This window comes from Anaeromassilibacillus senegalensis (genome assembly GCF_001261775.1).
Lineage (GTDB): Bacteria > Bacillota > Clostridia > Oscillospirales > Acutalibacteraceae > Anaeromassilibacillus > Anaeromassilibacillus senegalensis.
Map to the genome: position 1 here is coordinate 707990 of NZ_LN868538.1, position 17538 is coordinate 725527.

At 55.1% G+C, this 17538-nt stretch carries 19 protein-coding genes and 1 riboswitch; of the genes, 8 read left to right on the forward strand and 11 right to left on the reverse strand.

Annotated features, from left to right (window positions below; translation table 11 throughout):
• Window positions 1-9: 9 nt before the first annotated feature.
• Both BN2106_RS13525 and rlmD read right to left on the reverse strand, forming a co-directional pair.
• Window positions 10-486: an LURP-one-related/scramblase family protein gene (locus BN2106_RS13525; protein ID WP_050699092.1), complete on the reverse strand. Its 477-nt coding sequence runs from the start codon at window positions 484-486 to the stop codon at window positions 10-12.
• A 65-nt stretch (window positions 487-551) separates the two neighbouring features.
• Window positions 552-1913: a 23S rRNA (uracil(1939)-C(5))-methyltransferase RlmD gene (gene rlmD / locus BN2106_RS13530; protein ID WP_050699093.1), complete on the reverse strand. Its 1362-nt coding sequence runs from the start codon at window positions 1911-1913 to the stop codon at window positions 552-554.
• A 596-nt stretch (window positions 1914-2509) separates the two neighbouring features.
• Between rlmD and BN2106_RS13540 the strand changes: the two genes are divergently transcribed.
• The 3 genes from BN2106_RS13540 to BN2106_RS13550 all read left to right on the forward strand — a co-directional run bounded on the left by BN2106_RS13540 (window position 2510) and on the right by BN2106_RS13550 (window position 5458).
• A complete protein-coding gene (locus BN2106_RS13540; RefSeq protein WP_050699095.1) occupies window positions 2510-3607 on the forward strand; it encodes a dockerin type I repeat-containing protein in 1098 nt (365 codons plus the stop codon).
• A gap of 116 nt (window positions 3608-3723) precedes the next feature.
• Window positions 3724-4398: an acyltransferase gene (locus tag BN2106_RS13545; RefSeq protein ID WP_050699096.1), complete on the forward strand. Its 675-nt coding sequence runs from the start codon at window positions 3724-3726 to the stop codon at window positions 4396-4398.
• Window positions 4399-4582: 184 nt separating this feature from the next.
• Window positions 4583-5458, forward strand: coding sequence for a pyridoxamine kinase (locus BN2106_RS13550; RefSeq protein WP_050699097.1), 876 nt, complete (start codon window positions 4583-4585; stop codon window positions 5456-5458).
• A 267-nt stretch (window positions 5459-5725) separates the two neighbouring features.
• On the opposite strand, the gene BN2106_RS13555 is transcribed toward BN2106_RS13550, so the two are convergent.
• The 5 genes from BN2106_RS13555 to BN2106_RS13575 all read right to left on the reverse strand — a co-directional run bounded on the left by BN2106_RS13555 (window position 5726) and on the right by BN2106_RS13575 (window position 7543).
• Window positions 5726-6007, reverse strand: a complete 282-nt coding sequence (locus BN2106_RS13555) for a hypothetical protein (RefSeq protein WP_050699098.1) — start codon at window positions 6005-6007, stop codon at window positions 5726-5728.
• Window positions 6008-6149: 142 nt separating this feature from the next.
• Window positions 6150-6335 (reverse strand): ribbon-helix-helix domain-containing protein, encoded by a 186-nt coding sequence (locus tag BN2106_RS13560; RefSeq protein ID WP_050699099.1) that lies wholly within the window; start codon window positions 6333-6335, stop codon window positions 6150-6152.
• 195 nt (window positions 6336-6530) lie between these two features.
• Complete coding sequence (locus BN2106_RS13565; protein WP_050699100.1) at window positions 6531-6713, reverse strand: ribbon-helix-helix domain-containing protein; 183 nt, start codon at window positions 6711-6713, stop codon at window positions 6531-6533.
• 115 nt (window positions 6714-6828) lie between these two features.
• On the reverse strand, window positions 6829-7011 hold the full coding sequence (locus tag BN2106_RS13570) for a hypothetical protein (protein ID WP_050699101.1): 183 nt from the start codon (window positions 7009-7011) through the stop codon (window positions 6829-6831).
• A 349-nt stretch (window positions 7012-7360) separates the two neighbouring features.
• Window positions 7361-7543, reverse strand: coding sequence for a ribbon-helix-helix domain-containing protein (locus tag BN2106_RS13575; RefSeq protein ID WP_050699102.1), 183 nt, complete (start codon window positions 7541-7543; stop codon window positions 7361-7363).
• Window positions 7544-8021: 478 nt separating this feature from the next.
• Window positions 8022-8137, forward strand: a riboswitch (FMN riboswitch).
• 125 nt (window positions 8138-8262) lie between these two features.
• Between BN2106_RS13575 and BN2106_RS13585 the strand changes: the two genes are divergently transcribed.
• From BN2106_RS13585 to BN2106_RS13595, 3 genes are all read left to right on the forward strand, one after another.
• A complete protein-coding gene (locus BN2106_RS13585; RefSeq protein WP_050699104.1) occupies window positions 8263-8910 on the forward strand; it encodes an ECF transporter S component in 648 nt (215 codons plus the stop codon).
• A gap of 264 nt (window positions 8911-9174) precedes the next feature.
• A complete protein-coding gene (locus tag BN2106_RS13590; RefSeq protein WP_050699105.1) occupies window positions 9175-10857 on the forward strand; it encodes an FtsW/RodA/SpoVE family cell cycle protein in 1683 nt (560 codons plus the stop codon).
• Between the two features lie 39 nt (window positions 10858-10896).
• A complete protein-coding gene (locus BN2106_RS13595; protein WP_050699106.1) occupies window positions 10897-12279 on the forward strand; it encodes a penicillin-binding transpeptidase domain-containing protein in 1383 nt (460 codons plus the stop codon).
• Between the two features lie 343 nt (window positions 12280-12622).
• On the opposite strand, the gene BN2106_RS13600 is transcribed toward BN2106_RS13595, so the two are convergent.
• From BN2106_RS13600 to BN2106_RS13615, 4 genes are read right to left on the reverse strand one after another with little or no spacing between them, the layout of a single operon-like run.
• Entirely contained in the window at window positions 12623-13057 is a 435-nt protein-coding gene (locus tag BN2106_RS13600; protein ID WP_050699107.1) for an N-acetyltransferase, read from the reverse strand.
• Window positions 13032-13868, reverse strand: a complete 837-nt coding sequence (locus tag BN2106_RS15840) for an FUSC family protein (protein ID WP_082236512.1) — start codon at window positions 13866-13868, stop codon at window positions 13032-13034. Before BN2106_RS15840 ends, BN2106_RS13600 begins: the two co-directional genes overlap by 26 nt.
• Before the next feature lie 36 nt (window positions 13869-13904).
• Entirely contained in the window at window positions 13905-14732 is an 828-nt protein-coding gene (locus BN2106_RS13610; RefSeq protein ID WP_050699108.1) for an FUSC family protein, read from the reverse strand.
• A gap of 7 nt (window positions 14733-14739) precedes the next feature.
• Window positions 14740-15405 carry an HAD family hydrolase gene (locus tag BN2106_RS13615; RefSeq protein WP_050699109.1) on the reverse strand — a complete coding sequence of 222 codons (666 nt, stop codon included), beginning with the start codon at window positions 15403-15405 and terminating at the stop codon, window positions 14740-14742.
• A gap of 206 nt (window positions 15406-15611) precedes the next feature.
• Between BN2106_RS13615 and BN2106_RS13620 the strand changes: the two genes are divergently transcribed.
• Window positions 15612-16784, forward strand: a complete 1173-nt coding sequence (locus BN2106_RS13620; RefSeq protein ID WP_050699110.1) for an NAD(P)-dependent malic enzyme — start codon at window positions 15612-15614, stop codon at window positions 16782-16784.
• A gap of 2 nt (window positions 16785-16786) precedes the next feature.
• On the forward strand, window positions 16787-17449 hold the full coding sequence (locus BN2106_RS13625; RefSeq protein WP_050699111.1) for an HAD family hydrolase: 663 nt from the start codon (window positions 16787-16789) through the stop codon (window positions 17447-17449).
• Window positions 17450-17538: the final 89 nt, after the last annotated feature.

Here is a 17538-nt window from a genome sequence, read left to right on the forward strand (position 1 = left end):
AAGGGCAGCTTATCCGTTTCCTCTGGAGCACTTGGCGGCGTCAATTGCCAGCACGATCATCAGGCAAAGCAGTGCGTCCTCTTCCCGTTCAATGGAAAGCGTATATGTATCCGTCCAGTTCCAGACCTCCTTGCTGGCCTGCATCACCAGCCTTCCGCCCGGCGCAGCGACCTGATAGTCCCACTCCAGAATATCGCCTTTTACGCTCCAGCCGTTGCAGTCCAGGGTAAAGGACGGTTTGAAGAAGGTCAACTCCTTTTCGATCTTTCCGATTTTCCGGTCCTGTATATAGAGCGCAAAGCGCGGCAGAAGCGAGAACACCTCTTCCTTCACGGTTCCCACATGGAGCCCAAGCGCGTCGTGGATTTCCAGCAGATGGCCCCAGCTGAGCTTCCCTTCCACGGTGTAGACGGTCTTTCCGTTTTCGTCGTAAATGTCGTAGCTGTCAAACCAGGAAAATAAGCGCTGTTTAAAAAGCAGTTTCATATTGGGTCCTCCAGTTTCTTTTTACAATGTTTTGCAGATGACTGATTTTTGTTATCTATATTCCTTTAACTTATTAAAAAAACCACACTTTCCACATGCGCCGTCCTTGGGAACATATCCACCGGCGTCAACTCCTGCGGCTCATACCCCAGCTCCGCGAGGCGCTTCAAATCCCTTGCTAGCGTGGCGGGATCGCAGGACACATACACGACGCGCTGCGGCTGCATCTGCGCCACGGTTTCCAACAGCTCCGGCGCACACCCCTTGCGCGGCGGGTCCAGGATCACCACATCCGGCTTTTCTCCCCGGGCACGCAGCTTTGCGGCGGCTTCCGCCGCATCCCCGCAGAAGAATTCCGCGTTTTTGATTCCATTGCGCACCGCGTTCTCCCGCGCGTCTTCCACCGCCTGCGCCACCACCTCCACGCCGATCACACGCCCGGCGCTTCCCGCCATGGACAAGCCGATGGTGCCCGTGCCGCAGTAGAGGTCCAGCAGCGTCTCTTTCCCGGTCAGGCCCGCGTATTCCGCCGCCTTCTGATACAATCGCTCCGCCTGTGTACGGTTCACCTGATAAAAGGACAGCGGCGAAATATGAAATTCCAGCCCGCAGAGGCGGTCCGTAATATGGTCCTGCCCCCAAACCACGCGATTCTTTTTGCCCAGCACCACATTGGTCCGCTCGCGGTTGCTGTTGATCACCACGCTTTTCAGTCCGGGAACCTTTTTTCGCAGCATTTCGACCAGTTCCGGTTCCTTATGCACGCCGTTCCCGTTGACCACCACGCAGACCATCACCTCGCCGGTCGCGTCGGCCTGGCGCAGGTACAGGTGGCGCAGGCGGCCCTTGCCCGTCTGTTCGTCGTAAGGCTCGTCCCCGCTCAGCCGCGCCCACTCGCGGAATGCATCCATCGCTGCCGCGAAGGCGGGCGGCTGCAAGCGGCATTGATCGCAGCTGACGATTCGGTGACTGTGATTTGCATAGAAGCCCAGGACAATTTCTCCGTCCGGCCCCCTGCCGATCGGCAGCTGCGCCTTGTTGCGGTAGCCGTCCGACTGCTCCGCGCCCAGAATTTCCCGGACCGGCAGGTCCGGAAAGCCGCCGATGCGCGTGACCGCATCCTTGACGCGCTGCTGCTTGGCGCGCAGTTCCGCGTCATAGGAAAGATGGCGATAGACGCACCCGCCGCACTGGGAGAAATATGCACAGTCCGGCGCGACCCGCTCCGGGGAAGGCTGTAAAATCTGTTCTATTTTTCCAAACGCGTGGGTCTTGGCCACCTTTAACACACGCGTTTCCAAGCGGTCTCCAACGGCTGTCATCGGTACAAAAACCGCCATTCCCTGCCAACGGCCCACGCCGCTTCCCTCCGCCGTATATCCGGTAATTTCCAACTCGATCCGGTCGTTCTTTTTTATCTGTTCCATGCGTGTATTTCAAGCCCCTTTGCCTACCGATTTGATTTTAGGTCTATTGTACCACATTTCAGGTGGAATTCGGAATGTTTCTATTCGGGCGCATCATATTTTTATAGAAGGCCTCCATTCCCCACAAAGCATAACTTGCGGCGGCACTGTTTTTAAACTTTCAACGCATCTTCTATTTATCTAAGTAAACTGATAAACCGATCGATATCTTCTTTTTATTACGAAAATCGTCGAAAACTTCATGTAAAAAATCGCTAAAAATCCCATTTGAAAAGTCGCGTTTTGTCCAAAACAGAGATTCTATGAAACACATTTGTGAAACGATTGACAGTGGTTTTCCCCCGTATTATAATGGAAACCAGAAAAAGGAAAAACAAGAAAAACAAAACCTGCTTACAAGTTCCGTGGCAAAGATTGTCACGCCTTTTCAATACAACTCCTCCCCAAAAAAGCGAAGACCGGTTAAACCGGTCTTCGCTTTTTTACTGCTTATGCGCAAGTAATCATGTAAATTTTTTTCACTATTTCGTCATGAATCTCCCCCATCGGCTATGATAGAGTCAGGAAAAATATTCCAGATGGGAGGGTCGACGATAATGAACAAACGCCTGCGCCGGTTTGGTGCGCTCGCGGCCTGCTGGGCTTTGCTTACGGTCCTTATCACGCTGCTGGGCACAGCCAGTGGAACGCAGGAAGACCAGCCGGACCTCTCCCAGATGGACAGCCTTTATATTCTGTCGGAAAACCAGACACTGCTTTCCGCACCGGACGGCGGATACTTTGCCGTCACCTCGGACGGAATCTCCAAAACCTACCTTGCCAAGCTGACCGCGTCGTCCTCCGGCTGGCAGGTACAGTTGTTGCAGCACTTCTTTCCTGCTTATGAACGCGTATTTATGGCGGATGAAAGCCTGTATCTCCTGTTTTCCGTTACAGACCTGTTGGAAGAGGCGAGCGAACAAACCGCGCCTGCCATTCAGATCACCCGCTATTGGATCGGAACCGGAGAGATCGAAGGCCGCATCATCCGCAACGCGGTCTGCGATTACACACGGGCCTGCCGCGCGGAGGACGGCGGAAGACTCTGTCTGGTAACAGCCCCGCCCTCTGTGGAAATCACCGACACGACGCCCCTTTCAGTCTACCGGTTCGACAGCTCCGACTATGAGCTGGTTGTCTCGGAAACGATGCCACAGGAGGGCGGCGAACCGTCTGACCCCGAATCTTCCAAACCGGATACCTCCGATCCCGGCTCTTCCACGCCGGATTCTTCAAAGCCGGAGGACAGCAGCCAGCCGGAAGAGAACCCGCCGGTTGAAGTTCGTTTTCACCTGCTGGACGGGCCGGTCACGGTCACCGAGATGGAACAGCTCTATTTGGAGCAAACCGGCGGTACCGTACAGGTCACAGCGGCGGACGGAACCCGAAAGCTGAAAGGACGCGTGGTCACTGGAGATATTGTCGACGTATGGATCGGCGATCGATTGGATTCCCGGGTGATCGCCTGCATCCCCGGCGACCTCACGGGACGCGGCAAACCGGATTCCAACGACATCCAGCGTTTATACGAATTTTTGACGAACGGCGTGTATCTGAGCGACGCCGCCGCAACCGCCGCGGACCTGAACCGGGACAACATTCTGGACACCGGTGATTTACTGCTGTTAAAAAATCTGGTCTACCAAAAAAGCTAAATGCTGGAATTTCCAACGGATTTCCATTGACCCGCGGGCAAACGGAAAATATAATAGAAGGATACCGGGCGCGCTGTTTTGCAGACGCGCCCCCTTTATAGGAGGAGTGCTTTACCATGACAGACTGTATTCGGATTGAAAACCTGTATGACCTCTCCCATACCGCGGCGGCGGACTTGATGAAGCAATATGACTACCCGTGGGAAGTCCTGCCCGAAATCGGCGACTTTATCCTGAAGCTGGGCGCCACACTTTCCCCGGAGGAATACGACAAGCGCGGCGACGACATCTGGGTTGCCAAAAGCGCCACCGTGTTTGACACCGCCTATCTCCACGGGCCCGCGATCATCGGCCCGCACACGGAGGTGCGCCAGTGCGCATTCATCCGCGGCAACGCGCTGGTGGGCGCAAACTGCGTGGTCGGCAACTCCACAGAGCTGAAAAACGTGATCCTGTTCGACAACGTGCAGGTGCCGCATTACAACTATGTGGGCGATTCCATTCTTGGCTACAAGTCTCACATGGGCGCGGGCTCCATCACCTCCAACGTCAAGGCGGACAAAACGCTTGTCACCGTCAAAGTGGGGGATGATTGCGTCGAGACAGGCCGCAAAAAATTCGGCGCGATGCTGGGCGACCATGTGGAGGTCGGCTGTAACTCCGTGCTGAACCCCGGCTCCGTCATCGGCCGCGGCAGCAACATATACCCGCTCTCCATGGTGCGCGGCTACGTGCCCGCCCACAGCATCTACAAGCGCGCGGGAGAAATCGCGGAAAAGCGCGGGGAATAACCCGAATCCCGTCGGGAAATATTTGTTTTCTTGTTACATTTTTCGCCTTGATTTTACTTGGTGTTTCTCATAAAATAGGAAGCCTACGGCTGAAACGCACGGGTTTCAGCGTACAAAATACGCAAAGATAGGACCTTGCGCGGCAGGGCGCGCGAGGGGGGCCGCAGTGCCCCGGTAAATTGTAATGAGACAAAAAAGAGTGGCCGCCATTCACGATATTTCCGGTTTTGGAAAGTGCTCCTTGACCGTTATTCTCCCGGTTCTTTCCGCCGCCGGAATTGAGGCCAGCGCAATTCCGACCGCCGTCCTTTCCTCCCATACGGGCGGGCTGGGTAAATGCACTTACCGAGACCTGACCGGCGACCTGCGCGCGTTTGCAGAGCATTGGAAAAGCCTGGACCTGCGCTTTGACGCGCTGTATTCCGGCTTCCTCGGCTCTGAGGAACAGGCGGAAATCGTCGGCGATATCTTCGACCAGTTCCGCACCAGCGAAACGCTGGTCATGGTGGACCCCGTTATGGCGGACAACGGCAAGCTGTATGCCTCCTGTACGCCGCAGACGGCAAAGCGCATGAAGCAGCTCTGCGCCAAAGCGGATCTGATCGTTCCAAACCTGACGGAGGCCGCGTTCCTTCTGGGCGAAGAATTTTACGACGGCCCCTATGACCGGCCCTACATAGAAAACCTGCTGGAGCGGCTGTCGGAGCTCGGCCCGCGGCAGGTGGTGCTGACCGGCGTGTGGTTCAGCCCCAGTTTACTGGGCGCGGCGGGCTACGACAAAGCGACGGGCCGCGTGAGCTATGCATTTTCTCCGCGCGTGGAGGGCTACTACCACGGCACAGGCGACCTGTTCGGCAGCGCGCTGCTGTCCGGCCTGCTCAACGGCATGCCGCTGAAAAACGCGATGCAGCTGGCGGTAGACTTCACCTGCGGCAGCATCCGCCGCACTCGCGAGTCCGGGAACGACCAGCGCTACGGCGTCAATTTTGAGGCCGGCCTGCCCCGCTTTATGGAAGAGCTGGGGCTTCTGTGCCCCACAAACATCCGTATGGTGCGATAAATCTACGCCACAGCTGTTTGTTTTAAGAGTAAAACGTGTTTTCCCGCTTTTCTAAAAAGCGGCGGGATCAAAGGGCAGGGCCCTTTGCCGTTCTCCGCAGAGAACGGCACTCTCTTTCTGAGAAGAGCGAGTGGGAACGAGTGATATAGTTCTTTACGGACCTGTTATGTTGCCGTATAAATTTTCGGAGCTGTTGCAGTTTGCGAACTGCAACAGCTCCTTCTCATTTTATATTCCTATATCATAAATATTTCAAGGTTTCCGCGCTCAATCGATTCCCTGTGCGATCAGGATTTCCAGAAGTGAGGACAGCAGGCGGTCATCGGTAATCAGTGTAAAATCCGGGCCATATTTGTTCCGGTCGACGCGCAGGGCCTGTAAAACCGCGATCTGGTTTTCTTCCTCCGGCTGAAGCTTCACGTCGTATTCCGCGCGATTGATCTTCACGTTCACCGTATAGCTTGCGTCCAGCGGCTCGGCGTGCGCGCCGCGCATCAGGGAATGGTAGAACCGGTCAAAACGTGTTTCGTCCAATTGCTTGATAAACATAAAAACGCTTCCTTTCGTTGTTCAACCGGCAGTGCTTGAAAGGAATCGCGGCGCATGGTATAATATTTACGCCGTAACTGCCTTTGGGCATTGCCGGTGTGGGGGAAGTGGCGTGTGTCTTTAGGGAGAGACTGCCACTTCCTTATTTTTTGTTAAGGCCGTCATATATCTGGTTAATTCCTTTTCGGACAATATCTGAAGTTGTTGTATCCAAGGCTTCTTTGCATACCTCTAACTTCATCTTTGTATCATCATCTACCAATACAAAGATTCTGTCCTTCATGGGTTTGTCACCAGACGGGGGCCTCCCCATTTTCTTTGGCGCCACATGCTCACCTCACTTTCATGCGCATATATATTATAAGCAACATGCGCATGAAAGTCAAGGTAATTGTTTGCATTTACCGGCAGTGCTTGAAAGGAATCGCGGCGCATGGTATAATATTTACGCCGCAGTTGCCTTCGGGCATTTGCCGGTATTGGGGGAAGTGGCATGCATCTTTAGTCGGAGATTGCCACTTCCTTATTTTTTGTTCAGATCATCGTGTATCCGATCGATCCCTTTGCGCACAATGTCAGACATCGTCGTGTGCAGTTCTTTTGCACATTCTTCAAGTTTCGCCAATGATGTGTCATCAAGGCGTACGCGGAACATTGTGTGTTTGGAATCCGGAGATACAGGACGACCCATTTTCTTTTGCGGCATACGCGCCTCCTTTCCGTCGCTACTTAATATATAGTGGTAGCGACGGAAAGTCAAGAGTAAATATAAAAAATACAACGTTCTCTAACGGATGCAAAACCGCAGAAAACGTCGTATTTTATTTCTTTTGATGTTGTTCATACAATGCATTTACGCCTTTTCTCAAGACTTCCGAACGGGTCATACTCAGCTCTTTCATACAAAATTCCACTTTTGCCAAAGTTTCGTTATCAACCCGTACCTTTAAGTCGTGTTCCAAAGGCTTTTCCGGATGTGGCCCCGGTTTTCTACGCTCCTTCAATGAAACACCTCCTACGCAAGTGAATGATACATTTTGCATCCCAAGTCTTCAAGAACTTCATTTTAGAAGTATGTGTTGTTTTTTCTATTTTTTAGCGTTTTTATGTACAAGGGCAATCCCGTCCCGCACAACATCTGATTTTGTAATATTCAGCAATTCGGCAGCTTCAGTTAACTTTTGTACGCTTTCGTCATCAAGCCGCACACGGAACATCATTGTTTTGGGACTGTCGGTTGGCCGCCCCATCTTTTTGTTCTCGCTGATATGCTCACCCCCTTCATGTTATGATTTCTTAAAAACAAGAATTGTATCGCCAGTGTCTATAGCAGCTACTGATACTGCTGCCTTTTTATCCTCCCCTGAGTTCTTTATATATTTGATCAATTCCTTTACGGACAATATCAGAAGTTGTAGTATCTAAAGTCTTTTTGCAAACTTCTAACTTCATCTTCGTATCATCGTCTACCAGGACAAAAATTCTGTCTTTCATAGGTTTATCGCCAGATGGAGGACGTCCCATTTTCTTTGGCACTCTATGCTCACCTCATTTTTCCATATTTAGTATAAATCGGCATGTGCATAAAAGTCAAAACATATTTTAACAAAATGCGGCACTCTTTGATTCATACAAGATTACAAAGAATGCCGTTACTTTTATTTTTTCTGGAGCTCATCATATAAATACTGGACGCCTTTTCGTAAAATATCAGAGCGGGTCGTATGCAATTCCTTTTTGCAAAACTCAATTTTCTCCAATGTTTGTTTATCAATTCTGAGCTTAATTTCGGTATCCAGTGGATTTTCAGGATGAGGCCCCGGTTTTTTGCGTGCGCAAATATCGTTCACCCCCTTATCTTGTACACCCATATTAATTATAATTATGGGTGCACAAGTTGTCAAGAGCAGAAATAGAACCTGTTTTAAAAAACAAGGCAGACAGAAAAAACCCCTTTCCCCACTTGACTTGTTTAAAGCGGGAAAGTATAATAAAGTCAAACATCTGAATATTGAAATGTCTTCAGGGCAGGGTGAAATTCCCGATTGGCGGTAAAGTCCGCGAGCGCAACCGCGCAGATTTGGTTCAATTCCAAAACCAACAGTATAGTCTGGATGAAAGAAGATGTGTTAAAATACCGGGGGACTGCTATGTTCACAACATGGCAATCACAGGGTATGTACGCCTAAATGCAATTTTAACACCTGAAAGACAATCGTTTTTCAGGTGTTATTTTTGTTTTAGGAGGTTCTTCCATGCATGTAAGAACAAAAAAGCTCACCACCATCGCCATGCTGTCCGCGGTCGCCTTTGTGGTGATGGCGGTCGGGCGCATCCCCGTCGTCCTGTTTCTCAAGTACGATCCCAAAGACGTGATCATCGTCATCGGCGGCTTTCTGTTCGGCCCGCTCGCATCCTTTGTGATCGCCGCCCTTGTCGCCTTTTTGGAGCTGTTTACGTTCAGCGACACCGGAGTGATCGGCTTTATCATGAACATCCTGTCCAGTTGCAGCTTCGCCTGCCCGGCGGCATGGATTTACAAAAAGAAACACAACCTGCACGGCGCCGCGATCGGCCTTCTCGCCGGCTGTCTATCCATGGCGGTCGTGATGATCTCATGGAATTATATCATCGCTCCCATCTATATGGGCTATCCAAGGGAGGCCGTCGCGGAGCTGCTGCTTCCAGCATTTCTCCCGTTCAACCTGTTAAAAGGCGGACTGAACGCCGCAATCACGTTTTTGCTGTACAAACCCGTCGTGACCGCTCTGCGGAAAACACGGCTGATTGACGAGGCCCACGCCAGAGCTGAAAAAAAGAACAAGCCCGCAATTGTATTGGTCTCGGCTCTGCTCTTTACCACCTGCATCTTCTTCATGCTCGTATTAAAAGACCTTGTATAAAAAGCAGCGTTCTCCCGCGGCTTTGTCCGCCGCGGAGAACGCTGCTTTTTTGTACCATATCCTTTTTTCACCGATCCATTTTCCCCTTTTGCAAGATTACAAAACCCTTACGAAACAGGGCATTCGGTTTACTTTGCATTTTTTTGCTAGTATAATAGCAGTGGTTTCACAGGAAAAGAAACGCGCGCGGTTTTTTCCCTGCATTCCGGTTTACAATAAGGACAACCGTGCGAAACTTCATTTGATAAAAAAGGGGGCCGGCCCATGCTGGACAATCCTGTGCTCCAGAATATTCTGTCCGTAGCCCTGTACCTGGTGCGGATTCTTGTGCCGCTGCTTTCCATTTATGTGGTTTGCCGGTGCTTCCTCTCCCTCAAGGCGGGACGGCGGCGGGAAGAACCCGTCGTCATTTTGCAGGACATGGTCACCAAGGAGATCATTCCCGTCCTGTACTGGGAAAATTCCCTGGGACGCAGCCGCAGCTGCGACATCGTTCTGCCGGACGGCACCGCCAGCCGCGACCACGCCGTGCTGATGCGCCGGGAAAGCGGCTGGATCGTCGTTGATACAGAGTCCAAGGCGGGTACGCGCGTCAACGGCAAAAAAATCGATCACAGCGCACAGATTCTGCCCGGGGACGTGATCTCAATGGGGTCCACCTCCCTGATGCTCAAACGGACCAGCGAAGTCAAAAACCTGAAACAGCCCAAACGGCGGCAGCGCCACGCGGCGTCCCCGCTCGGCCTGCTCTTTACCACCATGATCATCCAGACCCTGCTGTGCATCGAGGTCTGCTTCACCGGCGAAGCCTTCGACTATATGCCCCTGATCCCGCTGGGCGCGCTGGTTGTGATGGAGTGGGGCCTCTACCTCTATTCCATGAAGGGGCTGAACCGCGTCAGCTTTGAGCTGGAAACCGTTGCATTTTTGCTCTCCGGCATCGGCATCATGCTGATCGCCGGGACGGGCGTGGAAAAAACATATATGCAGCTGGGTGCGATGCTGCTGGGCATTGTCCTGTTCTGCGCAATGATCTGGTTCCTGAACGACCTGGACCGCGTCATGAAATGCCGCCTGGCCATTGCAATTCTGGCGCTGATTCTCTTTGCGGTCAACCTGGTGCTGGCGGAAGTCAGCCACGGCGCGCGCAACTGGATTTCCATCGGCCCGGTCAGTATCCAGCCGTCGGAATTCATCAAAATCGCGTTTGTCTTTGTCGGCGCATCCACGCTGGACCGTTTGCAGACGGCGCGCAATCTGGGCGGATTTATCCTGTTCGGCGGCGCATGCCTGGGCGCGCTCTTCCTGATGCGCGACTTCGGCACGGCGTGCATCTTCTTTGTCACCTTCCTGATCATCGCGTTCATGCGCTCCGGCAGCGTGCGCACCATCGTGCTGATCTGTTCCGCCGCCGTGTTCGGCGTTTTCCTGATCCTCAAGTTTAAACCATACATTGCCCAGCGCTTCGCCGCCTGGCGGCACGTCTGGGAATACGCCAACGAGACGGGCTTCCAGCAGACGCGCGTGCTCACCTACACGGCGAGCGGCGGTTTCTTCGGCGTCGGGCTGGGCAACGGCTACCTGAAAAACGTCTTTGCCGCGAACAGCGATCTGGTTTTCGGCATGCTCAGCGAGGAGCTGGGCCTGCTGCTGGCGCTTGTCGTCGTGATCTCCATCGCGCTGCTGGTCTTCTACGCGCGGTCCGACGTCACACGCAGCCGCTCCACGTTCTACTCCATCTCCGCCTGTGCGGCGGCGGGCATGATGCTGTTCCAAACCTGCCTGAACGTCTTCGGCGCGACGGACGTCCTGCCGCTGACCGGCGTGACGCTTCCATTCGTCAGCCTGGGCGGTTCCAGCATGATGGCATGCTGGGGGCTTCTGGCCTTCATCAAGGCCTCGGATGAACGCACCTACGCCGCACGGCGGCAAAAAGCCGCCCGCTGACAAATTTCTGAAAAACATATATTGAGAGGCGGTGCGCCTATGAAAACAACGGGAACGCGTTCCCTGATCCTGTACCTTCTGACCGGCGGGTTCCTCGCCGGCCTGGTTGTCTTCCTGCTCTCCTTCGCCATGGAGGGCGGGAACTGGGCTTTCCAGCCGTACAACAAGCATCTGGCGGGCGGCGGACAGCTCTCCTATGCGGGCATGGTCCTCGACCGCAACAACGTGGTGCTCGCCAAGAGCGAAAACGGCGAGCGCATCTACAACGGCGACGAAACCGTGCGCCGGGCGATGCTGCATACGGTGGGCGACACAAACGGATACATCTCCACCGGCGTACAATACAGTTACCGTTCGGAACTGGCGGGATACAATATTTTCACCGGGCTGGCGACGCCGACCGGTAAAACCACCGGGAATGACGTCAAGCTGACGCTGGACAGCAACCTCTGCAAAATCGCCTTACAGCAGTTCAACGGGCAAAAGGGCGCCGCCGTGCTCTACAACTACAAGACCGGCGAGGTCCTCTGTATGACCAGCAGCCCCAATTTCGACCCCGGCAACGTCCCCGGTGATCTCAATACCGACACCTCCGGGAAATACGACGGCATCTATCTCAACCGCGCGCTGTCCGCCTCCTATACGCCGGGTTCCATTTTCAAGATCGTTACCAGCGCGGCGGCGATTGAGAATATTCCCGACCTGGAAAGCCGCACCTGGACCTGCAACGGCAGCATCACCGTAAACGGCAACCAGATCACCTGCCTGAGCAAGCATGGAAGCATTGGTTTTAAAGACGGCCTGGCCAAATCGTGCAACATCGTGTTTGCGGAACTGGCGATGGAGCTGGGCGAAGAGAAAATGACCGCGGCGGCCGATACAATGGGCTTCAATCAGAGCTTTACGCTCGATGGCATCCCCTCCAGCAAGAGCGTCTACAACGTCAAGGGCGCGGAAGCGAACGAGCTCGGCTGGAGCGGCGTGGGCCAGTACACCGACCTGACCAACCCGTACCATATGATGCTGCTGATGGGCGCAATCGCCAACGACGGCACGCCGGTCAAACCCTATATGATCGACAATATCACGACGCATTTCGGCCTGACCACCAAGGCGGGCCATACGGAAAAGGGCGCCCAGCTGGTCAAGCCGGAGACGGCGGCCAAGCTGAAGGAGGCCATGCGCTACAACGTGACCAGCGAATATGGGGATAACCTGTTTCCCAACATGGCGGTCTGCGCCAAAACCGGCACCGCGGAGGTCGGCGGCGGCCTAAAGCCGAACGCCTGGATGGTCGGGTTCTCCTCCGATGAGAAAACGCCCTTTGCCTTCGCCGTGGTCGTAGAAAACGGCAATTCCGGTATCCGCGCGGCGGGCGGCGTCGCTTCCGCCATCATGGCGGAAGCTGTGAAAATCAAATAACGTGTTTTTCCGCTTTTCTAAAAAGCGGCGGGATCAAAGGGCAGGGCCCTTTGCCGTTCTCCGCAGAGAACGGAACTCCTGTTCCTGAGAAGAGCGAGTGGGAACGAGTGATATTGGTGTTTATAAGGCAGTGAGCTATACTTGGCGCTTTTTTCCTTCCCAGTTCCTACTGGGAAAGAAAGGCTTGTTGCAAGATATTCATAAAGAAAAATGCACAAGACGCCCTTGAATCTGGCTGTGAAAGGCCATTTTCAAAGGCGTCTTCTCTGTATAATTCGCAATTATAATTTCATTTTGTAACGTTCAACTTTATATATTGCGCCAATGCCATAGTCCCTTTTCCTTATCTGCACCCGGCCTTTTCCCAGCGCATCCGGATTTCCGTACAGCCGGTCTCCGGGTCCACGCGTGTTTCCTCCGCCGTGAACCCCTCCCACCGGTAGAACCGAACGGCAGATTTGTTCTCCTCATAAACATGCAGGGCGAGCGCCAGATACCGCGATTTCGCCTTCTTTAAAAGCTGCCCGCCGATCCCGCGGGACCGCCAGTCCTCCGCGACAAACAGGCCCGCGATGTACCCGCCGTCCAGGCCGATAAAGCCCCGGACCGCGCCGTCCTCCTCCGCAACGTAAAGCTCCGCCTGCGGCAGCATTGCCTTCACCGCTTCAAAATGCGATTCCCAGTAGCCGCGCGGGACAAAGGGATGCGCCTGTATATTGGCGGACAGCCAGAGTTCCATCACCGGCTCCAAATCACGTTTCTGAAACGCCCGTATCATCTGTTTCCTCCCGTATTTCCTCATATAAGGCGGACAAGCGGCCCAAATGGTAATCGTACACGGGCTGCAGGGAATCCGACCGTGGCTGGCGGTCCAGCAACGCCAGGTCCTCCAGCTCGTGCAGCAGCTCCTCATACAGGGGGAGCCGCTCGGACAGCCGGTCGATCTCCGCTTCCTGCCGGCGCAGGTATTTTGTCTCCTGCCGGTACAGTTCGATGCCGCTGCGGAGCTGTTTGAGTTCTTTGCGGGCCACGGCGCTGTCCGCGTTGGCCCCTTCCATGGCGTCGTCCACCGCCTGCCTGAGCAGCTTATGCAGCGCGTCGCGGCTCTTTTGGACCCGCGCGCCCTGCCAAGGCGGCTTGACCAGCAGATTGACCAGCACCGCCACCGCAATGCCGATCAGCGTATCCAGCATACGGTTCCATACGAACAGCTGGGGATTGACGTCCGCGCCGTGTGAAACCGTGATGCTCATAAACACCACACAGGTGATATAGGACGCCGTCGGTTTTTTCGCCAGAAGCGTGACGTAAATCAGCGGAATAATGACCAGAGAAACCAGGCCGTATTGCAGCAGCGGCAGATTGCGCGGAATAAACGCCCGCTCGAACAGCAGCACCAGCATACCCGCACCCGCACCGATCACAGTGCCGACCGTCCGGTTCCAGGCCACTTTAAAGCTGTTGGAAACCGCCGGCTGCATGCAGAGCACCGCCGCGATGGCGGAATAAAACGGCACGCCCTGCTGCCCGCGCAGCAGGTACACCACAAAGCAGAGAAAAACCGCGAGCGCGGATTTTACAATCCGCATTCCAATTTTGGGTAGTTTGATAGCGGGTCACGCTCCTTAGTCGTCCTGCACCGTTTCCTCATACAGGCTGATCAGTCGGTTTAAATGGTATTCAAACACGGGATATTGCGGGCTGTCCTTTGGCACTGGGCGCGGCTCCAGATCCTCAATGCTGACCAGCTCATGCAACATCTGCTTAAAGGCGGAAATTTTACAGGAGATTTGGAAGACCTCCTGGTCACTGCCGCGAAAAATCCGGATCTCCGCTACATAGTGATTGATGGACTGAGACAACGACTGGATCATCGCATCGACGCCCGGCACATCGATGGTGTCTCCGGTGGAGGCGTAGTCGATGGACTCTTCCATCAGGTTGCGCAGGTTGGCATAGGTCTTTTTAATCTGTGCCACATAGTTTGGCGGCATCACCAGCACGTTGACCAGCAGCGCGATTGTCACGCCAATCAGCACTTCCACACAGCGCAGCCCGGCGTACAGCCACGGGTCCGGCCCCCGGTACAGCATCACGATGGTGAACACAATACAGGCCAGTGTCGGCGCGCCGTCCAGCTTGAAGAAATGGCACAGGTACAGCGTCAGAATGATCCCGATCCCGCACAGGCCCGCGTTTCCCGGCATGGCGGATGCGAACGCCGCGCCGATTGCCGCGCCGATCGCGGTGCCCAGCACACGGTTTTTTCCGCCGCGAAAGGAAATCTCGATGGATTTTCCCATCGAAACGACCGTCGCCGCCACGGCGAAAAACGGGGAATCCAGCATCATCCAGTAGGCAACCACCACGCAGATGGTCGCCGCCATGCCGGTTTTGACAATCCGGAACCCCATGCTGCGGCCGCTGTTCAACAGTTTTTTCAATACCTTCATGCGCGCCTCATCCGCCGTTTGGTACGAGGGCCAACAGGTCCTCCGGCTTTTCTAAAATATAGTTCGCGTGGTTCTGTTCCAGTTCCGCGCGGTCGCGGAAGCCCCAGAGCGCGCCCGCGGTATCCATGCCTGCCGCCGCGCCGGTTTTCATATCGGTGTTGGTGTCTCCGATATACAGGCATTCCCGGGGCGGCACGCCCAGTTCCTCCGCAATTTTCAACGCGCCGTCCGGCGCGGGCTTTTTCGGAATGCCCTCCCGCTGCCCGTAGCAGCGGTCAAAAACGTCCGATCCAAAAATGCTGCGCACAATTGCGACACTCCAGGCGTGCGGCTTGTTGGAAAGCACCGCCAGCTTGACGCCGCGCCGCTTCAGTTCCCGAACCGTCTGCTCCATGCCCTCATAGCGGGCGATTCCGCGCGTAGGGTCCGCCGCATAAAAGCGGTCGTAAACGCCGCGCAGCCGCGTCAGCTCTTCCTCCGTATCGTTCCCCCGCACATGAGCCAGCATACGGCGCATCTGTGTGTCTGCACCATCCCCTACGATTTTGCGGAAATCCTCCGGGTCAATCTGCGGATAGCCGCAGGCGGCCAGCGCACGGTTTGAAAAGTCCGCGATGGAATACAGGGTATTGGCCAGGGTTCCATCCAGATCAAATATACAAGCGCGATACAAATTACCACCCTTTTCTTCTGGCGCACCCGCGCCCTTGCTGTTATGTTTAACCTATTTTACCCAATTCAATCCATTTTTGCAACCCTGCGAAACTTTCCTGCACTTGTCTGCCGGTACAAGGTGCAAAGACGCTTGCGCTTTTTTTCACAGATTGGTATACTTAGACTGCATCTTTTAAGAATCTACAAAAAAGGAGCCTAAACAGTATGGATTACGCAAAGGAAGCCCTGAAACGGCATGTAGAATGGCACGGGAAGATCGAGATCGTTCCCACCTGCCCGCTGGAAAACAAAGACGACCTCTCCACCGCCTATACGCCGGGCGTCGCAGAGCCCTGCAAGGAGATCAACCAGGACGTCTCCAAGGTTTACGATTACTGCCGCAAAGGCAATCTGGTCGCGGTTGTGACGGACGGCACCGCTGTCCTCGGCCTCGGCGATATCGGCCCGGAAGCCGGCATGCCCGTCATGGAGGGCAAGGCCGTACTGTTTAAGGCCTTTGGCGATGTGGACGCGTTCCCCATCTGCCTGGCAACCAAGGACGTGGAAGAGATCGTCCAGACCGTCAAAATGATCGCCCCCGGCTTCGGCGGCATCAATCTGGAGGATATCTCCGCGCCGCGCTGCTTTGAAATTGAAAAACGCCTGAAAGCGGAGCTGGACATTCCGGTCTTCCACGACGACCAGCACGGCACGGCGGTCGTCACCGTCGCGGCGATGCTGAACGCGCTGAAGCTGGTCGGCAAAGAGCTGTCTGAAATCTCCGTCGTGGTCAACGGCGCGGGCGCGGCGGGCATCGCCTGCACCAAGCTGTTGATGTCCCTGGGACTCAAGGACGTCGTCCTCTGCGACCGCCAGGGCGCGATCTTCAAGGGCCGCGAGGGCCTGAACCCGGTCAAGGCGGAAATGGCGGAGATCACCAACGCCGCCTGTAAAAAGGGCAGCCTGGCGGACGTGCTGAAGGGCGCGGACGTCTTTATGGGCGTATCCGCTCCCAACATGGTCACTAAGGAGATGGTGCGCAGTATGAACCGCGACGCCATCGTCTTCGCCATGGCGAACCCTACCCCGGAAATCTTCCCGCAGGACGCATTGGAAGCGGGCGCAAAGGTTGTCGGCACGGGCCGCTCCGACTTCCCGAACCAGATCAACAACGTGCTGGCGTTCCCGGGCATCTTCCGCGGCGCGCTGGACGCACGCGCCAGCGAGATCAACGACGAAATGAAGATTGCCGCCGCGCGGGCAATTGCGGACCTGGTCAAGCCGGAAGAGCTCTGCCCGGAGTTCATCATTCCCAACGCGCTGAATAAGGAGGTCGCGCCCGCCGTGGCAAAGGCCGTGATGGAGGCGGCGCGCCGCACGGGGGTCGCGCGCGTTTGAGTATGGAACCGATCAACGCCGTTATCTTCGACATGGACGGCCTGATGTTCGACACCGAGCCCCTGTACGAGCGCACCTGGGGACAGGCGATTGCAGAACAGGGGGGCGTTTTCACGCGGGAAATTCACAACCACATGATGGGCCGCAGCAAGGCGGATTCCGCCCAAATCCTGCGCCGCTTTTACGGTGCGGATTTCCCCGTGGACAAGGTGATCGAGCGGCAGAATCCGCTGTTCTTTGAGGCGCTCAAAACGGAGGACATCCCCGCCAAAAAGGGGCTTTTTTCTCTGCTGGACGCGCTGGAGCGGCGCGGACTGAAAAAGGCGGTGGCCTCCTCCTCCCGGCGGGAAAAGATCGATTTCCTGCTGCTGAAGCACCAGCTTTCGAACCGTTTCACCTGCACCGTCAGCGGGCAGGAGGTCCACGCCAGTAAACCGGATCCGGCGATTTTCCTGCTGGCGGCGGAAAAGCTGGGCGAAGCGCCCGCCAACATCCTGGTGCTGGAGGACTCCAACGCCGGTATCCGCGCGGCGCACAACGGCGGCTTCCGCTCTGTCCTGGTGCCCGACCTGTGCGAGTCGGACGAAACCGCCCTGTCCCTCTGCTTTCGCAAGGTGGACAGCCTGGACGACGTGGCGGCGATCATCGACGAGATCAACGGCTGACCATTATTAAGAATTCCTGACCAAACCAAATGTCCCCCTATAAAACGCAAGTAAAACCGCCCCAGTTCAAAGCCTGTAAAAGGCTGGAA